Source organism: Polaribacter sp. Asnod1-A03, assembly GCF_045063585.1.
In the GTDB taxonomy this organism is placed as follows: Bacteria; Bacteroidota; Bacteroidia; order Flavobacteriales; family Flavobacteriaceae; genus Polaribacter.
On sequence record NZ_JBEFOE010000009.1, the window covers coordinates 3,461,401 to 3,481,427 of the forward strand.

Annotated in this window: 22 protein-coding genes; 11 read left to right on the plus strand and 11 right to left on the minus strand. The window is 27.0% G+C overall.

What is annotated here, in order from left to right:
• Positions 1–233 precede the first annotated feature (233 nt).
• Genes ACJJVY_RS15490 through ACJJVY_RS15540 form a run of 11 tightly spaced genes read right to left on the minus strand, consistent with a single transcriptional unit; the run spans position 234 to position 9,974 of the window.
• Positions 234–1,361 (minus strand): type II secretion system F family protein, encoded by a 1,128-nt coding sequence (locus ACJJVY_RS15490; protein ID WP_405610866.1) that lies wholly within the window; start codon positions 1,359–1,361, stop codon positions 234–236.
• Positions 1,362–1,384: 23 nt separating this feature from the next.
• The gene (locus tag ACJJVY_RS15495; protein ID WP_405610868.1) at positions 1,385–1,846 is read right to left on the minus strand and encodes a prepilin-type N-terminal cleavage/methylation domain-containing protein; all 462 of its coding nucleotides are present in this window, start codon (positions 1,844–1,846) and stop codon (positions 1,385–1,387) included.
• A complete protein-coding gene (locus tag ACJJVY_RS15500; protein WP_405610870.1) occupies positions 1,833–2,186 on the minus strand; it encodes a hypothetical protein in 354 nt (117 codons plus the stop codon). Before ACJJVY_RS15500 ends, ACJJVY_RS15495 begins: the two co-directional genes overlap by 14 nt.
• Positions 2,174–3,454: a hypothetical protein gene (locus tag ACJJVY_RS15505; protein ID WP_405610873.1), complete on the minus strand. Its 1,281-nt coding sequence runs from the start codon at positions 3,452–3,454 to the stop codon at positions 2,174–2,176. Before ACJJVY_RS15505 ends, ACJJVY_RS15500 begins: the two co-directional genes overlap by 13 nt.
• Positions 3,455–3,460: 6 nt before the next feature.
• Entirely contained in the window at positions 3,461–3,916 is a 456-nt protein-coding gene (locus tag ACJJVY_RS15510; protein ID WP_405610876.1) for a hypothetical protein, read from the minus strand.
• A gap of 6 nt (positions 3,917–3,922) precedes the next feature.
• Positions 3,923–5,338, minus strand: a complete 1,416-nt coding sequence (locus ACJJVY_RS15515) for a GspE/PulE family protein (RefSeq protein WP_405610879.1) — start codon at positions 5,336–5,338, stop codon at positions 3,923–3,925.
• Positions 5,339–5,818 carry a hypothetical protein gene (locus ACJJVY_RS15520; protein WP_405610882.1) on the minus strand — a complete coding sequence of 160 codons (480 nt, stop codon included), beginning with the start codon at positions 5,816–5,818 and terminating at the stop codon, positions 5,339–5,341.
• Between the two features lie 22 nt (positions 5,819–5,840).
• Complete coding sequence (locus tag ACJJVY_RS15525) at positions 5,841–6,362, minus strand: hypothetical protein (RefSeq protein ID WP_405610885.1); 522 nt, start codon at positions 6,360–6,362, stop codon at positions 5,841–5,843.
• On the minus strand, positions 6,355–7,527 hold the full coding sequence (locus ACJJVY_RS15530; RefSeq protein WP_405610888.1) for a hypothetical protein: 1,173 nt from the start codon (positions 7,525–7,527) through the stop codon (positions 6,355–6,357). The genes ACJJVY_RS15525 and ACJJVY_RS15530 overlap by 8 nt, the downstream gene beginning before the upstream one ends.
• Positions 7,527–9,626 (minus strand): type II secretion system protein GspD, encoded by a 2,100-nt coding sequence (locus ACJJVY_RS15535; protein ID WP_405610891.1) that lies wholly within the window; start codon positions 9,624–9,626, stop codon positions 7,527–7,529. The genes ACJJVY_RS15530 and ACJJVY_RS15535 overlap by 1 nt, the downstream gene beginning before the upstream one ends.
• Positions 9,627–9,638: 12 nt before the next feature.
• Positions 9,639–9,974, minus strand: coding sequence for a hypothetical protein (locus ACJJVY_RS15540; RefSeq protein ID WP_405610894.1), 336 nt, complete (start codon positions 9,972–9,974; stop codon positions 9,639–9,641).
• 109 nt (positions 9,975–10,083) lie between these two features.
• On the opposite strand from ACJJVY_RS15540, the gene ACJJVY_RS15545 reads away from it, so the two are divergent.
• The 11 genes from ACJJVY_RS15545 to ACJJVY_RS15595 all read left to right on the plus strand — a co-directional run bounded on the left by ACJJVY_RS15545 (position 10,084) and on the right by ACJJVY_RS15595 (position 20,026).
• Positions 10,084–10,500 (plus strand): prepilin-type N-terminal cleavage/methylation domain-containing protein, encoded by a 417-nt coding sequence (locus ACJJVY_RS15545; RefSeq protein ID WP_405610897.1) that lies wholly within the window; start codon positions 10,084–10,086, stop codon positions 10,498–10,500.
• A 228-nt stretch (positions 10,501–10,728) separates the two neighbouring features.
• Entirely contained in the window at positions 10,729–10,896 is a 168-nt protein-coding gene (locus tag ACJJVY_RS15550; RefSeq protein ID WP_405610900.1) for a hypothetical protein, read from the plus strand.
• 12 nt (positions 10,897–10,908) lie between these two features.
• Positions 10,909–11,187, plus strand: coding sequence for an ImmA/IrrE family metallo-endopeptidase (locus ACJJVY_RS15555; protein WP_405610902.1), 279 nt, complete (start codon positions 10,909–10,911; stop codon positions 11,185–11,187).
• A gap of 158 nt (positions 11,188–11,345) precedes the next feature.
• Entirely contained in the window at positions 11,346–12,005 is a 660-nt protein-coding gene (locus ACJJVY_RS15560) for a hypothetical protein (protein WP_405610905.1), read from the plus strand.
• A gap of 115 nt (positions 12,006–12,120) precedes the next feature.
• Complete coding sequence (locus tag ACJJVY_RS15565; RefSeq protein ID WP_405610908.1) at positions 12,121–12,423, plus strand: helix-turn-helix domain-containing protein; 303 nt, start codon at positions 12,121–12,123, stop codon at positions 12,421–12,423.
• A gap of 2 nt (positions 12,424–12,425) precedes the next feature.
• On the plus strand, positions 12,426–12,839 hold the full coding sequence (locus tag ACJJVY_RS15570; RefSeq protein ID WP_405610911.1) for a helix-turn-helix domain-containing protein: 414 nt from the start codon (positions 12,426–12,428) through the stop codon (positions 12,837–12,839).
• Entirely contained in the window at positions 12,836–13,582 is a 747-nt protein-coding gene (locus tag ACJJVY_RS15575; protein ID WP_405610914.1) for a hypothetical protein, read from the plus strand. The genes ACJJVY_RS15570 and ACJJVY_RS15575 overlap by 4 nt, the downstream gene beginning before the upstream one ends.
• Positions 13,583–14,761: 1,179 nt before the next feature.
• Entirely contained in the window at positions 14,762–15,361 is a 600-nt protein-coding gene (locus ACJJVY_RS15580; RefSeq protein ID WP_405610916.1) for a DUF6088 family protein, read from the plus strand.
• Positions 15,358–16,350 carry a nucleotidyl transferase AbiEii/AbiGii toxin family protein gene (locus tag ACJJVY_RS15585; protein WP_405610919.1) on the plus strand — a complete coding sequence of 331 codons (993 nt, stop codon included), beginning with the start codon at positions 15,358–15,360 and terminating at the stop codon, positions 16,348–16,350. Before ACJJVY_RS15580 ends, ACJJVY_RS15585 begins: the two co-directional genes overlap by 4 nt.
• 496 nt (positions 16,351–16,846) lie before the next feature.
• On the plus strand, positions 16,847–18,403 hold the full coding sequence (locus tag ACJJVY_RS15590; protein ID WP_405610922.1) for an Eco57I restriction-modification methylase domain-containing protein: 1,557 nt from the start codon (positions 16,847–16,849) through the stop codon (positions 18,401–18,403).
• 9 nt (positions 18,404–18,412) lie between these two features.
• On the plus strand, positions 18,413–20,026 hold the full coding sequence (locus tag ACJJVY_RS15595; RefSeq protein WP_405610925.1) for an AAA family ATPase: 1,614 nt from the start codon (positions 18,413–18,415) through the stop codon (positions 20,024–20,026).
• Position 20,027 lies beyond the last annotated feature (1 nt).

Sequence of the window (20,027 nt, forward strand, 5' to 3'; positions counted from 1 at the left end):
AATTTCAATTAGTAATTATTTTTGCTTTAAATTTATAACGTATATCTATTGAATGCAATACCCATAAATGGGGTTATTTTTACATACCCATTTTCAATGATATGTATAACATAGTACCTTAATTTTATTAGGTAAAATGAGTGTTTTAAACTCTACAATTAAGTCAATAATTGAAACTAAAAGTTGATTGTTTTTTTTAAAAGCCTAATATTTTGTACCAAGTTTAGAAATAATTAAGAGATTACTGTACTTAATTTAAACATTGGTAAGTACATAGCAATTAAAATAGTCGCTACGATTGCACCTAAAATTAAAATAATAAATGGCTCTATAGTTGATGAAATCATTTTAGATTGATATTCAATTTCCTCATTATATTGCTCTGTCAATCTTTTAAAAATAGTTTCATTTTGGTTGGTTTCATCTGCTACTTTAATTAGTGAAACCATCTTTTTATCAAAAATCTTATAAGCCCCCATGCTTTGGTGTAAGCTTTTTCCTTGTAAAATATCGTATTCTATTTTTTCTAAAGCAATTTCTAAAGGATAATACCCAATCATTTTTTTAGTCAATTGAATACCATTTAACAACGGAACTTTAGCCCCTGTTAATAAAGTAATCGCTTGCGTAAATTGGGCTATTTTTACTTTTCTTATAAACTCTCCTATTAAAGGAGTTTTTAATAAAACGATAGCAGTATATTTTTGATACCATTCTTTTCTTTTAACCAATTGTTTTGTGAGTATGATGATAAGTATTAAAAAAAGTAGATATACCCCATATTCTTGAAAAACTGTAGAAGCTTTTAAAATTTGTTTTGTAATCCAAGGAAGTTCAACTTTATTTTGTTTAAAGATATCTGCAAACATTGGCACTACAAAGCGCAACATAAAAAGAATGGCTAAAAAAGCGGTAAGTAAAACAACAATAGGATAAGACAAAGCACTTAAGATAATTCTTTTTTGTTCATTTTTTCGTTTGTAAAAAGCACCCAATTCTTTAGATACATTTTGTAAAGTACCTGTTTGTTCTCCTATTCTTAGTGAATGGTACTCGTATACTGAAAACTCTTTTTTATCTTTTATAGAGTCTGACAAGTTTTTACCATTGATTAAGTCCGTAACAATATTTTGGATTAAGGTTCTATTTTTCTCTTTCTTTTGCTCTTCTCCAATTAAGATTAAAGCATCTTTTAAGGTTAACCCTGCATTTAATAAAACATATAATTCTATATACAAACTTTCTTTTTTCTTATTAGAAAAAGAAGCACCAAAAGAAATTTCTTTTTTTAAGATGGTATCAATATCAAAAGAAGATTTCTTTTTATGTTCAGAAGTTATGTTTTTTAATTGAAATGCCATAATTCAACTTACAGTTATTGGTATTAATTATTAAGGTAATAAGACGCATCTTTAGTTTGATGTACAAAAAGTTGTTTGCCTGAAAATTGAGGTGATAATTTAATTTCGATAGCATCTATATGTTGCTCTTTTACTTCAACTCCATCTAAAAGTAGTTTTTTATTAACAACTTCAATTTGAATAGTATCTTTTTGTCTTATAATAAGGTTCTCTAAAAAAAGATAAGTAATACTATCTTTTGAGTTTTTTAAAATTAATTGCTCTTTTTTTTTATCATAAAACGCACTGTATGAATTAAAATCTCTCATAAAAGTTGCTTCAAAAAGTTGAACTTCTTGTTTTTTAGAATAATTGATTTGTATCAAACTTACTTGTTTTCTAACCATATTTAATACTAAAAAACTCATAGAAATAACAATGCTAGACACTACTAACACAACAATCATTTCTGCCAAAGTAAAAGCTTTAAATTTAGTTCTCTTCATTTTTTAAGGCAATAATTCTTTTTGTACTTTTCTTTTTTGAAAGTGAATGAGTAATGGAAAACTCAATGCATTCAATTTCGTTTTGAGTTATTTTTTGAATATCGATTGATAATTCATCTTCTGAATAAGAAATAGGAACTTTTATTTGTTTATTTTTATATTGATAAATTAGTTTTTCAATTTGACTCTCTAAAACTTGCGTATTCTTATGCATAGAACTCATCATAACATTACTTAAAGTAACCAAAGCAATCGCAAAAACAATTAATAAAAGAGTAGTAGCTACAATTACTTCTGTTAACGAAGATGCTTTTAATTTAAGTTTTTTTAGTTCATCCATTTAGCGACTGAATTAGAATCGTTTATTAGTAAACCTGCATATTGTATAGGAATTTCTTTAGAATTAATAACTCCATTATACAAACTGTTAATATAAATTCTTCCAGATTTTTTTACTAAAAAATTATTTGTATACACTGTACCAAAAACAGTCCCTTGTAATTCTAAATTTTTTGAACAATAAACTTCTCCTTTTATAAGAACTGAAGCTTCTATCTGAATTTGAGCTTTATAATTTAAGGTTTTAATTTCAGAATGATATATAACAAATCCTTTTATTTCTGAATTTTCTGCAATAGCAATTGGCACATCATCAATAGGTTTTAATTGTTGATTATTACTATTACTGGTAGAACTTTGATTTTCATCCTCTAACAAAATTAAAGCGGATGGATAATTTAAAGTACAATTAGCTTCAACTTTAATTAATTTATTTGCAAACGCCTGAAAGTTTCCTGTGGTATTTTTTTCAATATTAATTCTTGGAGCCATTATAATCACATCTTCTAAAATTGCAGAAGGTTTTATTGTAATGGCTGTTTTAGATACGATAATAATATTTCCTCTTAAAGAGATGTCTTCTAGCACTATTGAATTTATACTTTCATAAATCAAAGTGTTTTCTGTAAAAGATTGATATAATTTTAATCCTATTTCTAATTCAAAACTTTCCATACCACTACTTTGATAGTTTTTGTAGAAATCTTTTACATATTTAATGTTTTTAATTTTTGGTAATGAACTTGTACTTGCTTTTATTGTTCCGTAAATCAATTCATTTCCATAATAGGATTCTCCTGCAATATTTCCACTTTTTACTCCCCGTTTAGGTAGAGAAGCATCACCTATAATCTTTGTTTTCCCCACCAAAACTAAAGCATTGTTATTATCCTGAAGGAAAAGAGCATCTCTTTTCGAACTTTGGAAGCCTAATAAACCTACTTTTTGAAAAAACTCATTCTTTACTTTAGAATTGACGATTGCCAAATCAAAAATCCCCCAATGCTTTTTAATTAAAGTTGTAACGGTTTCTGTATTATCAGAAAAATTTATAGGAGTTTCTGTATTATAAGTAATTTTTTTTTGCTTAAATATATCAAAACCCATTTGAACATTGTTAATAGCATCTTTTGTAAATTGATATTTAATATTCATTCTTTGTTGTAAATAAACCAAAGAGATAAAAGCAAAAATAATAATGGCTATAACAACTGAAATCACTAGAACATATTGTAGTGCGCCTGCTTTTATTTTTTGGAAGAAATTCATTTCTTACTATTGTTTAACTATCTTTTTGGTCTCCTTATTAAATCTCACTAAGACTGTACTATCAGTTGCTTTTATTAATTTTACACCTTCAAAAAACGCTCCTATTTTTACTATTTCTTGTTTTCTGTTAATTGTTAAAATATACAATTTAGAACCATTTCCTTTAATAATTCCATTGTATTCAACATTTGGAAAAGGGATTATTGATTTTTCAGGAACAATGGATTTCTTTCTGGTAATTTTCTTTTTTGGAAAGCCTCCTAAAAAAGGATCTCGATAGGCTTCTTTTAAAACATAAAAAGACTGTTCTACAACCTGTTTTCTTTTAAAACGGGTTTGTATATCTTGAGAGGCTAATTCAGGTGTCGAGGGATTCAGTCTCATATAAAATTGATACCCTATCATTCCCCAAATAATCAAAACCAAAATTAACAATCCATATGTTTTTTGTTGCTTTGTCATTTTTTATTAAATTAAGAAAGGGTATACTTCTTCAATAGAAGTAATGCCTTCTTTTACTAATTGAATCATATTTGTTTTTAATGTGGCAATATTATTTATTTTTAAATATTGATTGATCTCTAATTGTTTCTCTTTGATATTATGAACTAATTCTTCTGTAATTGGAATAATTTCGTACACCGCTTTCCTGCCTTGATAACCAGTTTGATGACAATTAGGACATCCGACAGCTTCATAATCAGTTTTAAGGTCTTTCAATTCTTTTATAATATCAATATTTATACTGTAAGAGGTTTGCGATCTAGGTCTTTTACAACTGCTACATAGTTTTCTTACCAATCTTTGAGCAACACTAACATTTAAAGTACTTGCAATTAAAAAAGATGGAATGTCCATATCTATTAATCGAGAGACTGTTGCCCAAGCAGAATTTGTATGAATCGTAGATAAAACTAAATGTCCTGTTAAAGAAGCTCTAATTGCCATATTAGCAGTAGCAACATCCCTTATTTCTCCGACCATAATAACATCAGGGTCTTGTCTTAAAAAAGTACGTAATGTACTAGCAAAATCTAACCCTATATTTTGCTTTAATTGTACTTGATTAACCCCTTCTAAAGTATATTCTATTGGATCTTCAATCGTTAAAATATTTGTAGAATCATTATTTAATAATTTCAATGTGGCATACAGAGTCGTCGTTTTTCCAGAACCTGTTGGACCAGAAATTAATACAATTCCATTGGGTTTTTGAACTGCCGTTATATAAGTTTTTAGTTCTTGCTCAGTAAAACCTAAATTATCTAAAGAAACATGAATATTATTTTTTGATAAAATTCTTAACACTAATTTTTCACCATGTAGCGTTGGAAGAGAAGAAACACGAATATCAAAATCTCCACTTTCTGTAGTTAAATTAATTCGACCATCTTGTGGCAATCTTTTTTCAGAAATATCTAAACTTGCCATAATCTTTATTCGGTTGATAATCTTTGGATATTCTTCTAAAGAAATCACATAACGTTCCATCAATTTCCCATCAATTCTTAAGCGTACTCTTGCCTGTTTTTCAAAGATTTCAAAATGAATATCACTACTTCCAATTTCTTTAGCTTCATAAATTACATTCAATAAAAAATCTTCTGAATACATCAGAGATTTTTGCTCTCTATTATTGCTCCTTTTACGATAATTGGTTTCTAAATATTTTTGAATACTATGCTCATTTTCTTTTTTAAGTAAGATATTTTGCCCCAAAACAATGGCAAGCTCTTTGCTTAATTCGTCAATAGATTGCGCATCTGTTTTAAAAACCCATTGATTCTCATTTTTAGCCACAGGAATAATTCGATACTGATAAGCTTGCTCACTTGATATCAACTGAGTGAGTTCTGTAGTAATATCAAACTGTTTTTTATCCATTTATAAAACGTATATATTCAATATTAATAATTTATTAATAATTAGCACAAGTCCTAAAAAAAGACTTTGCAACCCTGCTAAGGGAACTGTTTTATCTTTTAATTTATTTTTTAGTAATAGATAAATAACTAATGAAAAAATCAATGAAAAAACAAAAACGATTAGAAAAGATAAAATAGGAAGACTAACTGCTACTAAAATAAAAAAGAGCAAGTCTCCAAATCCGAATACTTCAAAAATATTTTTTTTAATCTTTATTTTTGCATAAACCCATAGAATCCCAAAAGCCATAATCACAAAGCAATTATTTACTACAATATTAGAGAGAAACACAATCTGAGGCTGATGTAAATAATGAATGAATCCACCTAAAAAAATACCACTAATTAAAATCCATGCAGTAACCTTTCTCTCTTTCATATCTTGATAAAAGATAACACCTAAGTTTAGAATAAATATAATTTCTAGTAATAAATCCATTTATTTAATCATATTTTATCTCTTAATTTTGTTGTTCTAATTTTTGCAAATAAAATTGCCCTGTCAATTCCTCTCTATTTGTTCTATAATTTTTTTTCTTTTCAAAATTAACAGAAACTAATTTCCCTAATTGTTGTTTTTCTAAAAAGTTCGTTAATTTCAATAAGGCATTAAAACCCCCTCTAATTTCAAAAGAATAGGTTAATAAATTAGTATTATTCTTAATAATTTGGTGTGGTTCGTTAAAAGAGATAATTTCAATTGAAGTTTCTTTTTTAAAATTATTTAATTTATTCAATAATAATTGTTGAAAAGAGTTTTCAATAGATAACTCTTTTCGTTTTAGAATCGAATCTAAATACTTATTTTCTTGTTGTAAATTAAAAATTCGTTCACTGGCATTTGACAACAATTCTTTTTCTTTTTTTAATACTTTTAATCTTGCTTTTAAATCAATTGTTTTTTGAATAGAAAAGATATAGGAAATGATAAACAGTAACAAAAAACCAATAATCAAACCTATATTTTTATGTTTATCAGTCATCAGTTGTAATTATAAATTCAAATGTAGAAGTACTTCTTGCTTCTTTCCCTTTTCCATACGTATGGATAGAAATTTTTTTAATCCATTTTTTTTGCTCTAAGAAGGATATCCAATCAGAAAAACCTTCATTTTCTTTTGAAACTCCTTTCACGATTATTTGATTTGGATTAAAGAGTAATTCCTTTTCTTTCTTTTGCACACCTTCTATAGGTTGAAAAAAAACTTGCGATAATAGTGTTGTATTTGGTGTACTACTTCCTAGTTCGTCTATATATTGTGAAAGTTTAGAATTGGACGCTGACTGCACACTTTCTACCAAACGTTTCTTCTGTGTAACTTCTTCCTGTAATTTATTTAGTTGACTTTTATAAGACTCCCTCAACTGTAATTCTCCAGTAAAGTCATTAACTTTATCTCTATAAGAACTAAAAAAGAAAAAATTCCCTAACAATAGTATTAATAAAAAGCCCAACCCAACTTTTAATCCAACATCAAAAAAACGTTTATGAAAATACTTTTGTTTTAATTCTTTAGAAATAACACTAGATGCATTCTTTATATAATAAGAAATGATTCCAGCTAACGGTAGTATTTCGATATTAGAAACTTCTAAGTCGTTAATTAAATAATTTTCATTAGAAGTATTTATCTTTTTAATATCACTAATAGAATTGTTATCAAATTCAATTTGAGCATTGGAAGAAAATAGTTTTTTATTTTCTATAAAAGGTTGTAAATTCTGTATTACTAAATTCCCTAAAGAAAAATCAATTACTGAAATTCCTTTTTGAGAATAATAATTTAAAAGATGATCGATACTATCTCTTCTGGCAATACAAACAAATGAATAATTAGTATTTTGATATACTTGATAATAAAAATCTGATAATGAAATATTAGGAAAAGCGTTTCTAATCAATATTTTTTCATCACTATTAGTACTTAATATTTTTTTTGACAATACTTTTTCATCATTTAATACTAAAAAAAGGTGTTTTTGTCCTTTAAGAAATTCAATTCCATTTTCTAAATTTTTAGTTATATTTTTTTGAGTGACAACAAACTCTTTGTTTTTTTGAGTTAATTGAAGGATTGAAAAAAAACCATTTTCTGCATGCTCAATAGCTGCATAATTTTTGCCATATTTAATAGACTGATGAATCATTAATTAATGATTGTTGATTTGATTAAAACCGATAATTTACTTTTTGAAGCTGTTCTAGTGCGTTTACTAAAAAACCATTTAATAATGGGAACTTTTGACAGAAAAGGAACACCTGAACCAGAATTATTTCTAGAAGTTTCTTCGATGCCTCCTAAAATAACAATATCTTTGTCTTTTACTCTTATGGTAGATGTAAATTCTCTCGAATCCATTCCTGGAGGAGCCTCTGTATCTATTCGCTCTCCATTAAAGCTAGATTGTAAAACATTTATACTTAATGTAATATTTCCATCACCAGAAACCAATGGTCTTATCCCAATAGATAAATCGGCATCAATAGGATAATAGTTCTTTACATCTGTGATTACTGGGTTTTGTGTGCCTATTGTATTTGTTTGCGTAACAGCATAATAAGAACGTTCTCCTCTTGATAGTGTTGCCTGATGACCATTTAAAGTGGATAATTTTGGAGTAGATCTAATTTTTAGATGTCCATTTGTTTCCAAGGCTTGAATTCTTGCATAAAAATTAGGAACTACTTTTCCAATATTTACGGATCCAAAACCATTAAACCCCCCTATAATTTTATTTATACTATTAGCTCCTAAAGTTAAATCTACTCCAGAAAAAATAGTACCACTATCTGTTGTAGGTACATCACCAATCCCTAAGTCCAAACCTGTAGAAACGGAACTAGAATTGGATACCTCAATAATCATTACTTCAATTAAAATTACTGGTACTGGTTTATCGATTGTTTGTAAAAAACGTTTAAAAGCCTCAATTTTTTGTGCATTCCCATTAACTAAAAAAGCATTCTGCTCCACATCAGTAGTTATTTGTAATCCTTCTGTGATTTTTTTTGGAATTAAATCTATAATTGCATCTGATTGATTTGAGTAATCTTGAAATGCACTTCTATTACCCACATTTGAGTTTAAATTTGAATTTAGATTGGTACTTGTATTTAAACTACTATAACTCCCATAATTTTGATTAACACTATTACTACTATTGCCATAACTTTGATTAGAATTAAAACTTGAATTTTGATTGCTTTGAACTGAAGAGTTCATTATTTCAATAGAGCGATGTAGTAGCGGAATCGTCACTGAACTGGTTAATGATGGTTGTTTTCCTTCTCCAAAATAATAAATATTATTTGTCTTTTTATAACTAAAATTGGTGTTTTCCAAAACCTTAGTTAATAAATTATCATAAGTAATATTAGTTGCTTTTACAGTTGTATTGCCTGCCCCAGTAAGTAAACTACTTGTATACATGTTAATATTTAAATCATAACCAATATCTTTAATGATAGATGCTATTTCAATATTCTTAAAATCTACATCTATTATTTGCTTTATTGTATCTTGAACCTTAAAGTAAAAATTTGAATTTTTATATCTTGCTGGTTTCTGTCTTCGAGTATCTGTAATACCTTTTTGATTTGGAGAATTAGCACTTTCAAATAAATAATAATTATCCTTTGTTTTTGTAACTAATAAGTTATTTGCAAGAGCAATTTTATCAATGGCACTTTCAAAAGGCTTATCTTTAATATAAGATGTTAATTTTTGATTTCCAATATCATCAAGAGAGAAAACTAAGTTTTTTCCTGTAACATTTGTAATTTCTTTAAAAGCTACAAATAGTGTGTCATTTTGTAAATCGACTGAAAATAGATCTTTTTCACTACTATATTTAGCTTTAATATCTCTCGCTTTAAAAGGTTTGATATATCGTTTTATACTTAAAATTGATCCTAAAAGATCAATAGTTAATTGATACTCATTACATAAATACAATAACACGTTCTTAACTGAGGCATTTGAAAAATCTTGGGAAATTTTTATCTTGTTTAAAGTTGCATCAATACTCACATTAATTTTATGTTCTGAAGCAATAGCTCTTATAAATACAGGTAATTCTGTGTCACTCAAGCTAAAATCAACTTTTTCATTTAAACCTGAAATATCAATAGATAAACTATCTAAACTTTTTTCTATTTTATTGATCCTAAGAGATTGTTTTTGAGAATACCCTATTTGAAAAAAAAACAAATAAAATAGTAAACAAGGAAAGATTTTTTTAATCACAATTTTTTTATTTTAATTAACTTTAAAAACACCTAGACTATAATCGGTATTATAGCCAGAATTTAAAGCACTCACACGCCATTCATAATCTCCAACCTCTAATTCTTTTGATATGAAAGTTACATCTGTAATTGAATCTAGAAAAATTTGACTAGCGGTAGCGAAACTAGGTTTTGCTATCTGAATTTCATAAGATGTAGCCTCTTGCACATCTTCCCAATTAAATTGAACCGTTCCATTAGTTACTTCAGTATTATTTAATGGTGCTAGTAAAACAACATTTTCATTAGATAAATCTTCAACAAATATAGCTTCGCAACTCCACAAAAAAACGATGGAACAAATCACAAGTATTTTTTTTTTCATTTTCTAAAACTTATTTTTAAAAGTTAAATGTAAGAATTTATTGTTATTTTTAATACTTTTAACAACGTATATTCCAACCGTTATAATACATATGAAAATTCGAAATCTTTTTTCTAAAAAAATACCCGCTTTTAATATGCAAGAGTTACTTGTTGTTTTGGTTATTATAGGAATTTTAATTTTAATAGCTATTCCCAATTTAATGCCAATTATTTCAAAGACAAAAGCCTTGGAAGCACAGAATCACTTGGTTCTTTTACATAATCTACAACGCAACCATTTTTTTATGTATTCTAAATATTCAAATGAATTAGATAATATTGACTTTTTAGCTGAAAAAACGGTGAAAAATGGTGGTCCTGCAAATTATGAATATCAAATTATAGAAGCAACAAATAACTCTTTTAAAGCAAAAGCAATAGCTGTTACTGATTTTGATGGAGATGGTATTTTTAATATTTGGGAAATTGACCAAGATAAAAACTTAAAAGAATTGGTTAAGGACTGAAGAATTTTTAAGGTAAAATAGGGGGTGATATTGCATGAAATTAAATGAATTTAGTTATAGTCGTCCTTAAAAAGCAAATATATTGGTAAAATTTACTATGGAATTACCTTTAAAAATATTAACTATTAAATAATGAATCGTTTTAGCCTTGGCTCTTTATTGACTTTTAAGGTTTTAATATGATTTTATTTTGATCTAATTATACTTTTATATCTATTGTAAATTATTATGAAGTTAACCTTGGTTCGTTTTTTTAAAATCAGTTATATTTTATTAGATTTTAAAATACCTGAATCGGAGATTCACCACTATGATGAATGGTCTGCTGTTACACTACCCAATAAAGCTGATGATAGAATTATCATTCACAATCACTCACATTCACCAGAAAGGTAACAAAGTAATTTAATGCATGAATTCTCTCATATTATTTGTGTACATAAAATGAGGGAAACAGAATTTCAATTTGATTTTTTGTTAATGCGTGACTTTGGTGAGGAACAAGAGGATGAAGCGAACTGTTTAGGTGGTTGCCTACAACTGCCTAAAGAATCTCTTTTATGGGCTTTAAAAAAAGGAATGAATAAATCTGATATTTCTAACTATTATGGAGCAAGTGTTCCAATGGTCACTAAAAGAATTAATGAAACAGGTGTTATGAGGCAACTTTCATATATGAAAAAGTAAAGTTTCATGATATAATCTGTTTAAGAAAATTAGAGTATACAATAAATACTGCCACCTAATTTGCCACCCAAAAATTAAAAAACCCTTTAAAAACGTAGTTTTTAAAGGGTTTTTGTACTCAAGGTGAAAGTTTTTCTACTAAAAATGAAGTTTACCTTTTGGAAGAGTATTTTGATAAAGTGATGCTTCAATTAAAAGAAAAATTTGATTTACTTGAAGTTGAAGACCTTCATAGGGAAGTTATTAGGCTTGAAATACTGAAAGATAAATATCATTTAAATTTTTTAGATTCTTCAATTAAAAAGATAGAAAAATTAATAGAAAGATTAAGTCCACATTCTGATAATGTTAAAGAGAAAAAAGAGCAATTCAAACTAAATATTAGTCCTCAAAAATTAAGTAAGTTATTTGTACTTTTTTTTGAAAACAACGATACACAAATCAATGAAGAAAAAATTAAAAGAATTAATCAATTTATTTCTAATTGTTTTCAGTTTGATATCAAATATTCTGCAATTACAAATACACATAAAACGGTGTCAAAGTCAATAGATTTCTTAAATAAGAAAAAATTTAAACCATTTATAGCGGTATTGCTTCTTTTTATAAAACTAGAATATATTGAAGAAAAAAATGCTTCCAAGATTAAAGATATTTTAGTCTCAGATTTAAAAGAATTAAATGTAGGTTACATTGGTTTAAGTGGTAATTTAAGAAAGGTTATATCTCAAGACCTTAATCAGTTGTCAATAAATAAACTTATAGAGTTAGCAAACTTTAAATCGTTTACAGAAATAACATCAATTGTAAGGTGTTGATATAACGCATTTTATTGTTGAAAAAGTTGACAGAGTAATTTGTCAACTTTTTTTTTAGTCAATATTAAGCCAACTTGCACCCATCGAAAGTTAATTTAAACACAAACAAATTAAGATGGCAAACGTATTATTCTACACACACAGTAAAGACGATTTAGTAAGAGCAGTAAGACTTGTAATAAACGAGATAAGGCAAACAGAATTAGTAGATTCTTCAATACCTATTGATGATGAAAAGCTTTCTCAAAAAGCCGCTTCATCGCTTCTTGGTATTAGTGTTACCACAATTATTGATTGGCGAAAATCTGGAAAAATCCCTAGAGACGCATATATGCGTATCGGGAGACCTATTTTTTATTCAAAAAAGAAACTACTTGAATATGCTAGAAATAATAGGGATTTAGTTAAAAGTGTCTAATAATGGAATCTAAAGAGCCCTCTTATTACGCTATTTTACCTGCACCTGTTAGGTATGATAAAAGACTAACTCCAAATGCAAAAATTTTATTTGCAGAGATAACTTCATTAACGAATCAACTTGGTTTTTGTTATGCTACAAATAGATACTTTGAAAACTTGTACAAAGTATCTACGCAGTCAATTAATTTTTGGCTTAAACAATTAGAAGAATTCGGATATATAAAAAGGCATTTATACAGGGATAAGGGTACTAAAGAAATCTTGAATAGGTATATAACAATATTTGATAAGCCTATACAAGTAAACTTTAATAGGCCTATACAAGATATCTTTAAGGATAATAATAAACTATTAAATAATAAACCTAATAATTATTTAAAGAAGAATGTAAAATTAAATCCAAGAAAATTATGAGCAGTTTAGGTCAGCGATTAAAAATAAAAATAGGAATGGAATCTGAAAAAGAAAGAAAAAAAAGAATTTCGCTCGAAAAAAAAGAAAGAGAAAAGCACAGAGATTACAATAAAAAAGTTAGAAATCCGATAATTAAAACAGACAAGAAAATGACTACAGAAGAATTTAAAGCAATTTTATTTAAAGAAGCTACTGCGTATTTTTTAAAAATGAATAGGCGATTTATTATAGATGATGATAATAAGATGTTTTTGAAATTGATATCCTTATACTTTACTGATAATATTGATTTTGAAAAAGAAACTAATGGAGAATTGAGGAAAGGTTTATTAGTTTATGGTGATTGTGGTTCGGGAAAGTCTTCAATTTTCGATATTATTCAAAACATCAGCTTAAAATATAATTTAAAGCCCTTGTGGTTTAAAAATGTGTCTGTTCACGATGTAATTACAGAATACAATATAAATGGAGAGGAGGTGGTTAAACGACTTGTTACGGGGAATATTCATTTTGATGATTTAGGTACAGAAAAAATAGCAAATTCTTGGGGAGTTCGTGAAAAGCTAATGGGAAGAATTTTAGAGATAAGGTATAATAATTTCAAGAAATATGGCATTAAAACTTTTGTAACTACAAACTTATCTATAGAAGAAATAAAAAAATATTACGGAGTAAGAGTTGCAGATAGATTATATGAAATGTTTAATTTTATTGAATTAAGGGGGGAGTCCAGACGATTTTGATTATTGTTTAGTTATTTAAGCTTGTTTTCTTGTTCATTTGTATTTTTATACTTTTCTATAATTATGTTTTTGTGGTTTTATATAATTGGGTGAAAATGATTTTATACACTTATATATATATGTTTTTATACTTTTCTATAATTGTGTTTTTGTAGTTTTATATAATTTGGTGAAAATTATTTTTATCGATTTATATTATTGGGGTAATTTAGAAGAATCCCTAAATTATTTATAATATAAAAAATTCCGTTTATTTTTTTGCTTTTTATGAATTTAAAATTTAATTTTTATAATCATTATTGCGTTGTATATTTTATCAGAGGTTTTAAAAAGAAGAGAGCAAGATGTATCTTTATGCACATGAATTTTAACAAATTCAGTTACATAAAAATATATTGCCTATAAAAATAGGAGTTGATTTGCTACGGAACTTGCAATTCTAAAAAGTCTAAAAATGGAAAAAATAGTGTATATTTTCTTTTATTTAATAAAGTAAAATAGGTCTGTAAGGAAAAAAAATAACTAAAATTTTATCATATAGTCGGGTAATGAGTTAACCTGGTTGTAGAAAATTTGCTGATATTGATAATCTAATAGATAAGAAATTGAACCAATTTAAAAATTAATAGAGAATAATTTAAGAGGTTTTTAAAGCAAATTGATGTTTTTAAAATAGAATGTTCTAAATAAAATTCTTTGATTAGAACAACAGAACATAATGTGTCGCCTGCCGCTAGGGCTCATTTTAAAAACAATCTGATTTTTTAATCATTACTATGAAGAGAAAATCAAATCATTTTTAAAACGGAAAAACTACAAGAGTAAGTTTTAGAAGTAAAAATTGCTATAACTTTATGTAAAGAGACATTTATACTTTTATATAAATATACAATGCCTGTTCTATCGGTGCTAAGTCTTATTTTTAAAAACAATTTGCTTTTTTAAGAAATAGTAAAGTAAGACTTAAGTGTTATTAAATTCAAATTTAACCAGTCTACATAAACCAATATTAGAACGATTAAATAGTTTTTTATAATTTTATATTAGTGTAATCTCTGGATTTTAAAAAGATACTACAAGCAAAATAATTTCTTCTATTCTAATTTTATATTTAAAATCTAAATTTAGCAAATTTATGTCCCAAATATTTACTAAATTTGGGACATAAATAATTAAGCAATGACGCAATCAGTTCAAGCTAGAATTGAAAATAAAATAAAATCAATGAAAAGAGGGAGTATTCTGTTTCCTTCTAACTTTGATGCTATTGGAAATGTGGAAGTTGTAAAAAAATCGCTATTAAGACTAACTAATAAAGAGTTTCTAATAAGATTAGCTCATGGAATATATTTATACCCAAAGCAAGACAAACTATTGGGTGTATTATATCCTTCAATAGAAGAAATTGCTAATGCAATTGCAGATAGAGATAAAGCACGAATTATTCCTACAGGGATGACAGCACTAAATAAATTAGGACTATCAACTCAAGTTCCTATGAATATTGTTTTTTTAACTGATGGAGCTTCTCGTAGTGTTGTTGTTGGAAAAAGAACCATTAAATTTAAAAGAACTACACCCAAAAACTTATCAGTAAAAGGAAAATTAACAGGTTTAATTATACAAGCCTTAAAAGAGATAGGAAAAGATAACGCTACGGATGAACAATTAGAGAAAATTCATAATCACCTTAAGTTAGAAGAAAAAGAAATTATAGATCATGATGCTAAATTAGCTCCAGCTTGGATATCAAAAATTATAAAGAATAGAAAACAATGAAAAACTTTATAAAACTTAGTGAAAAAGATAAAATAAATATCTTTAATCAAACAAGTGAGCGTTCTGGTTTGCCATCTTCTGCGGTCGAAAAAGATTGGTGGGTTACTTTGTCATTGAATATTATTTTCTCGTTACCTTATGCTAATCAAATAGTTTTTAAAGGCGGTACTTCACTTAGTAAAGCTTGGAATTTAATAGAGCGTTTTTCAGAAGATATTGATTTAGTCATAGATAGAAAACATCTTGGTTTCGAAGGGGAATTGAGTAAAACACAAGTTAAGAAACTAAGAAAGGCTTCTTTTTCCTTTATTGGGAAAGATTTTTATACTGGTATAAATAGCGAACTAATAAAATTAGGGGTAACTGATTACGAATTAGTAGTTCAAGAAACAAAAAATACAGATACAGACCCATTGATTATTGAATTACGTTACAAATCTTTAACGGAAGAATCTGATTATTTAAAACCAAGAGTTTTAATAGAAGTTGGTGCAAGGTCTTTAATGGAACCTGTAGATGAAAAAGCAATTATTTCAATAGTTTCAAGTGAGTTTAGCCAACTTCCATTTGCGGAAAAAGAAATTGTAATTCCTGTAGTATCTCCTAAACGAACCTTCTTAGAAAAAATATTCTTATTGCATGAAGAGTTTCAAAAAGAAACCAAATTCATACGAGTAGAAAGAATGAGTCGGCATTTGTATGATTTAGAAAAGTTAATGGATACTACTCATGGTGTAGAAGCTTTAAAAGATTCTGATTTATACAATATAATTGTAGCCCATAGAAAGAATTTTAATGCAATAAGAGGTATTGATTATGGAAATCATATTTCGCTTGAAATAAACATTATTCCTCCAAAAGAAACTATTAAAGAATGGGAAAAAGATTATAAAACCATGCAAGAAAGTATGTTTTATGGAGATACCATTAGTTTTGATAAACTAATAGAACAAATTACAGAGTTGAATACTAGAATTAAAACAATGTAATGATGGAAGCTTTATTAAGAACAGGAGGAAAAGTAATATACAATCAAAAAAAAGCTTTTAACTGGCTTAAAAACGAATTGATAAACAAGATATAATACATATTAAAAATTGCTTAATCATTTAACCTTAAATTAAGGTTATCAAATTAAAGCTACTTTTTTCAGGGATTTAAAATTCCCACCAACTAATTGAAATTAAAAGAAAACGATTGTGAAATATTTAAAATTATAGTCTAGAAGTTCTAAACTAAAATTCTAAAGAACTAAATTTGTTTTTCGAGATAAAAATATATGATAACACTTGGAGAATACTTATCTAAAAAGTCGACAAGTAAAGCTGGAATTTTCAAAAATATAGGAATTACAAAACCAGAATAAGTGTGCTAATCTAGAGTCGATTAACTTAACTTCTAGTTTTATTTACTAGTTTTAGATGTTGGTTCAAGGAAAATATTTAAGAGATTTTTAGTGAAGAAAAACTTAAAAACTAATATAGAGTGAATAAATTAAGTAGTGCTTTTTACTATGAAGAATTGCCATCTTTTAAATCTGAAGAAATTGGGAGATTATACTCGGATAGAGTTTCTAAAGAACAGAAGAAGATTTTAGGTCAATTTTTTACATCAGCTAAAGTCGCAAGATTTATGGTAAGCCTATTAGATGTAGGTTTTGATAAAAAAACTATTAAAATTTTAGATCCTGGCTGCGGTTTACTATCCCTAACGTGCGCTTTAATTGAGAGAATAATTAACGAAAATACAAAAATAAAGAAAATAGAAGTAGATGCATTTGATACAGATGCAGATATTGAGTCTTTAGTATATGATATAATCAAATTATTGGTAGATTATGGACAAAAAAGAGGTGTTAAGGTTATTGTAAACTATTCATGCTCTGATTTTTTGATTTCTAACAAAGGATATTTTAACAAAGAATTTAACGAGCCAGTATATGATTGTATAATTTCTAATCCTCCTTATTTTAAATTAAAAAAGGAAGATGAAAGAGTTTCTATATTTGATACTGACCTACAGGGACAACAAAACATTTACAGTCTTTTTCTCATGGGAGCCTCTAAACTCTTAAAAAGAAGAGGTCAATTAGTTTTTATAGTTCCAAGAAGTTTTACTTCGGGTTTATATTTCCAAAGTTTTCAAAACTCATTTTTAAAAGAAATTGAAATTCAATATTTTCATTTATTCAATTCGAGAACAGATGGATTTAAAAGAGATAAAGTACTGCAAGAAAATATTATTTTGAAAGCGATTCCAAGGAATAAAAAGAAGCTTTCAAAAGTAAAAATTTCTTATTCACAAGGGGTTAATGATTTAGGATTATCAAAAGGTAAAGAATTTTCTCATAATGAGCTTTTTAAAAAAATCGGAAAACTCAATATAATACACTTACCAGTTAATGAGCTTGAAGAAAAGGCAATGAATTTATTTTCTCTTTGGACTAATAATTTAGGGTCATTTGGTATGAAAGTTTCAACGGGTCCAGTTGTACCACATAGGTGCAAAGAACAACTTGAACACAAAAAACCTAAAAACTCGAATTATGTACCATTAATTTGGATGCACAACTGTTTTAAAATGAAGTTAGAATGGCCAAAGAAAAAAGTATCTAAAGAAGCTTGGATTCAAAATGGAAATCTTTCAAACTCTAAAACGATAGAAAGTAAGAACTATATCTTTTTAAGAAGATTTAGTTCTAAAGATGACAAATCGAAACTTGTTGCAACTCCTCACGTAAAAGATAGCTTGAAATACAAAATGATAGGTATTGAGAATCATCTTAATTACCTTTACAAATCAGATGGAGAGCTCGAGCTTGAGGAAGTATATGGTTTATCAGTTTTATATAATAGTTCGATTTTTGATGCCTATTTCAGGTCATTAAGCGGGAATACTCAAGTTAATGCAACAGAATTAAATGCAATACCTTTGCCAAGTTTACAAATTATAAAAGATATTGGTTTTCAATATATTTCTTTAAAAACGAAGAATATTAAGGAGATTGATATTATCGTCAACAAAACGTTTAAAATATTTTAATAATATTTAATGGAAAAAATAAAACAAGCACAAGAAATACTAAAAGATTTAGGACTTCCTGAAAGTCAACAAAATAAAGTGTCAGCATTAACCTTTTTAGCTTTATGCAATATTCATCCAAATGATGATTGGAGTAAAGCGAAGAGACAAAGTTTGACATTATCTAAAGGTATAATGGATTTTGCTAATGATGTTTATACTCAAGATTATAAACAGAATACAAGAGAGTCATTTAGAAAGTCAGCAATTAATCCATTTCTTAACTTTCAAATTATTGATTTAAATCCTGATAATCCGAATCTTTCTCCTCAAAGCTCTAAAACTCATTATGCAATTAAAGAATTAGTTATTGATACTCTAAAATTTTATAATACGAATAATTGGGTTACAGCATTGGATAACTTTAAAAAACTCCAATTCAAAGAAAATATTGAAGAGACAGCCTTGATAAAACGAGTGGTAATTAGTAATTATAAGTCTGTTGAGCATTTAGATATTGAATTGGGTAGAGTAAATGTATTTATTGGTGCCAATGGTTCTGGGAAATCTAACATTCTTGAAGCTATTGCAATGATTGGAGCCTCAAAAGGGAATGATTTAGATATTGATGGTTTAATGAATAGGGGGGTTAGGATAGCTAATCCCAGATTAACTTTAAGTTCCTTTTTAGGTAAGCAAACAAATAAAGAAATTAAAGTTTCTGCTTTATTTGAAGATAAAGATAATAGCATTGAAGTTAAATCCGTTTTTAAAAGTTCTAACATAGATGATTTGTATTCTGAATGGATTGACAAAGAAAATATATCTAAAAGAAATATATCTTTAGCAAAAATTTTTACTGAAATTTATAATAAGAATAATGATTTATCTGATAAAGAAATAATTGATAAATTTAATAGTATAGTAAACCAAGAAAAATTTCAGACTGAAAACAAATACAGTAAAATTTTATCTGATTTTGCTATTTTCAATTTATCTACCCAAACATTACGAGGTCTAAATACAAGTAGCCGTAAAATACCTTTAGGTATTAATGGTGAGGGTTTAGATGTTTTAATTAGTAATTTTAATAATTATGAAAACTCCAAACTTTTAAAGTGTAAATTATTCTTCAACTGGTTAGATAAAATAGTATTTGATAAACAGGACGAGCTTAAATTAAGTGGCTATAAACTTGGGAAAAGTAATTCAACATTATATTTTCATGATAAATTTATGCAGAAGAAAAATAATCTATTTTCAGCAGAAAATGCAAACGAAGGTATACTGCATGTTATATTTTATCTTTCCCTATTCATAAGTAATAAAACACCAGATTTTTTTGCTATTGACAATGTTGAAACTGCCTTAAATCCTTATTTATGCAGAACTTTAATTAAAGAATTGGTTACATTATCTAAAGAAAGAGGTAAACAAGTGTTGATCACAACACATAATCCAGCAATATTAGATGGTTTGAATTTGCATGATGATTCTCAAAGATTATTTGAGGTTTTTAGGACTGACGAAGGTATGACTAAAGTGAATAGAATTAAATTTAAAAAAGGTGTAGAATCAAAACCCTATAAACTATCACAAATGTGGACAGAAGGTTTAATAGGAGCAATTCCTCAAGGTTTTTAAA

Excerpts from the sequence above, each read along its gene's own strand:
- ACJJVY_RS15565 (WP_405610908.1), top strand. The coding sequence starts at position 12,121 with ATGGCAAACGTATTATTCTACACACACAGTAAAGACGATTTAGTAAGA.
- ACJJVY_RS15525 (WP_405610885.1), bottom strand. The coding sequence starts at position 6,362 with ATGACTGATAAACATAAAAATATAGGTTTGATTATTGGTTTTTTGTTA.
- ACJJVY_RS15570 (WP_405610911.1), top strand. The coding sequence starts at position 12,426 with ATGGAATCTAAAGAGCCCTCTTATTACGCTATTTTACCTGCACCTGTT.
- ACJJVY_RS15575 (WP_405610914.1), top strand. The coding sequence starts at position 12,836 with ATGAGCAGTTTAGGTCAGCGATTAAAAATAAAAATAGGAATGGAATCT.
- ACJJVY_RS15580 (WP_405610916.1), top strand. The coding sequence starts at position 14,762 with ATGACGCAATCAGTTCAAGCTAGAATTGAAAATAAAATAAAATCAATG.
- ACJJVY_RS15545 (WP_405610897.1), top strand. The coding sequence starts at position 10,084 with ATGAAAATTCGAAATCTTTTTTCTAAAAAAATACCCGCTTTTAATATG.
- ACJJVY_RS15550 (WP_405610900.1), top strand. The coding sequence starts at position 10,729 with ATGAAGTTAACCTTGGTTCGTTTTTTTAAAATCAGTTATATTTTATTA.
- ACJJVY_RS15490 (WP_405610866.1), bottom strand. The coding sequence starts at position 1,361 with ATGGCATTTCAATTAAAAAACATAACTTCTGAACATAAAAAGAAATCT.
- ACJJVY_RS15555 (WP_405610902.1), top strand. The coding sequence starts at position 10,909 with ATGCATGAATTCTCTCATATTATTTGTGTACATAAAATGAGGGAAACA.
- ACJJVY_RS15595 (WP_405610925.1), top strand. The coding sequence starts at position 18,413 with ATGGAAAAAATAAAACAAGCACAAGAAATACTAAAAGATTTAGGACTT.
- ACJJVY_RS15500 (WP_405610870.1), bottom strand. The coding sequence starts at position 2,186 with ATGGATGAACTAAAAAAACTTAAATTAAAAGCATCTTCGTTAACAGAA.
- ACJJVY_RS15510 (WP_405610876.1), bottom strand. The coding sequence starts at position 3,916 with ATGACAAAGCAACAAAAAACATATGGATTGTTAATTTTGGTTTTGATT.
- ACJJVY_RS15505 (WP_405610873.1), bottom strand. The coding sequence starts at position 3,454 with ATGAATTTCTTCCAAAAAATAAAAGCAGGCGCACTACAATATGTTCTA.
- ACJJVY_RS15530 (WP_405610888.1), bottom strand. The coding sequence starts at position 7,527 with ATGATTCATCAGTCTATTAAATATGGCAAAAATTATGCAGCTATTGAG.
- ACJJVY_RS15520 (WP_405610882.1), bottom strand. The coding sequence starts at position 5,818 with ATGGATTTATTACTAGAAATTATATTTATTCTAAACTTAGGTGTTATC.
- ACJJVY_RS15495 (WP_405610868.1), bottom strand. The coding sequence starts at position 1,846 with ATGAAGAGAACTAAATTTAAAGCTTTTACTTTGGCAGAAATGATTGTT.
- ACJJVY_RS15515 (WP_405610879.1), bottom strand. The coding sequence starts at position 5,338 with ATGGATAAAAAACAGTTTGATATTACTACAGAACTCACTCAGTTGATA.
- ACJJVY_RS15585 (WP_405610919.1), top strand. The coding sequence starts at position 15,358 with ATGAAAAACTTTATAAAACTTAGTGAAAAAGATAAAATAAATATCTTT.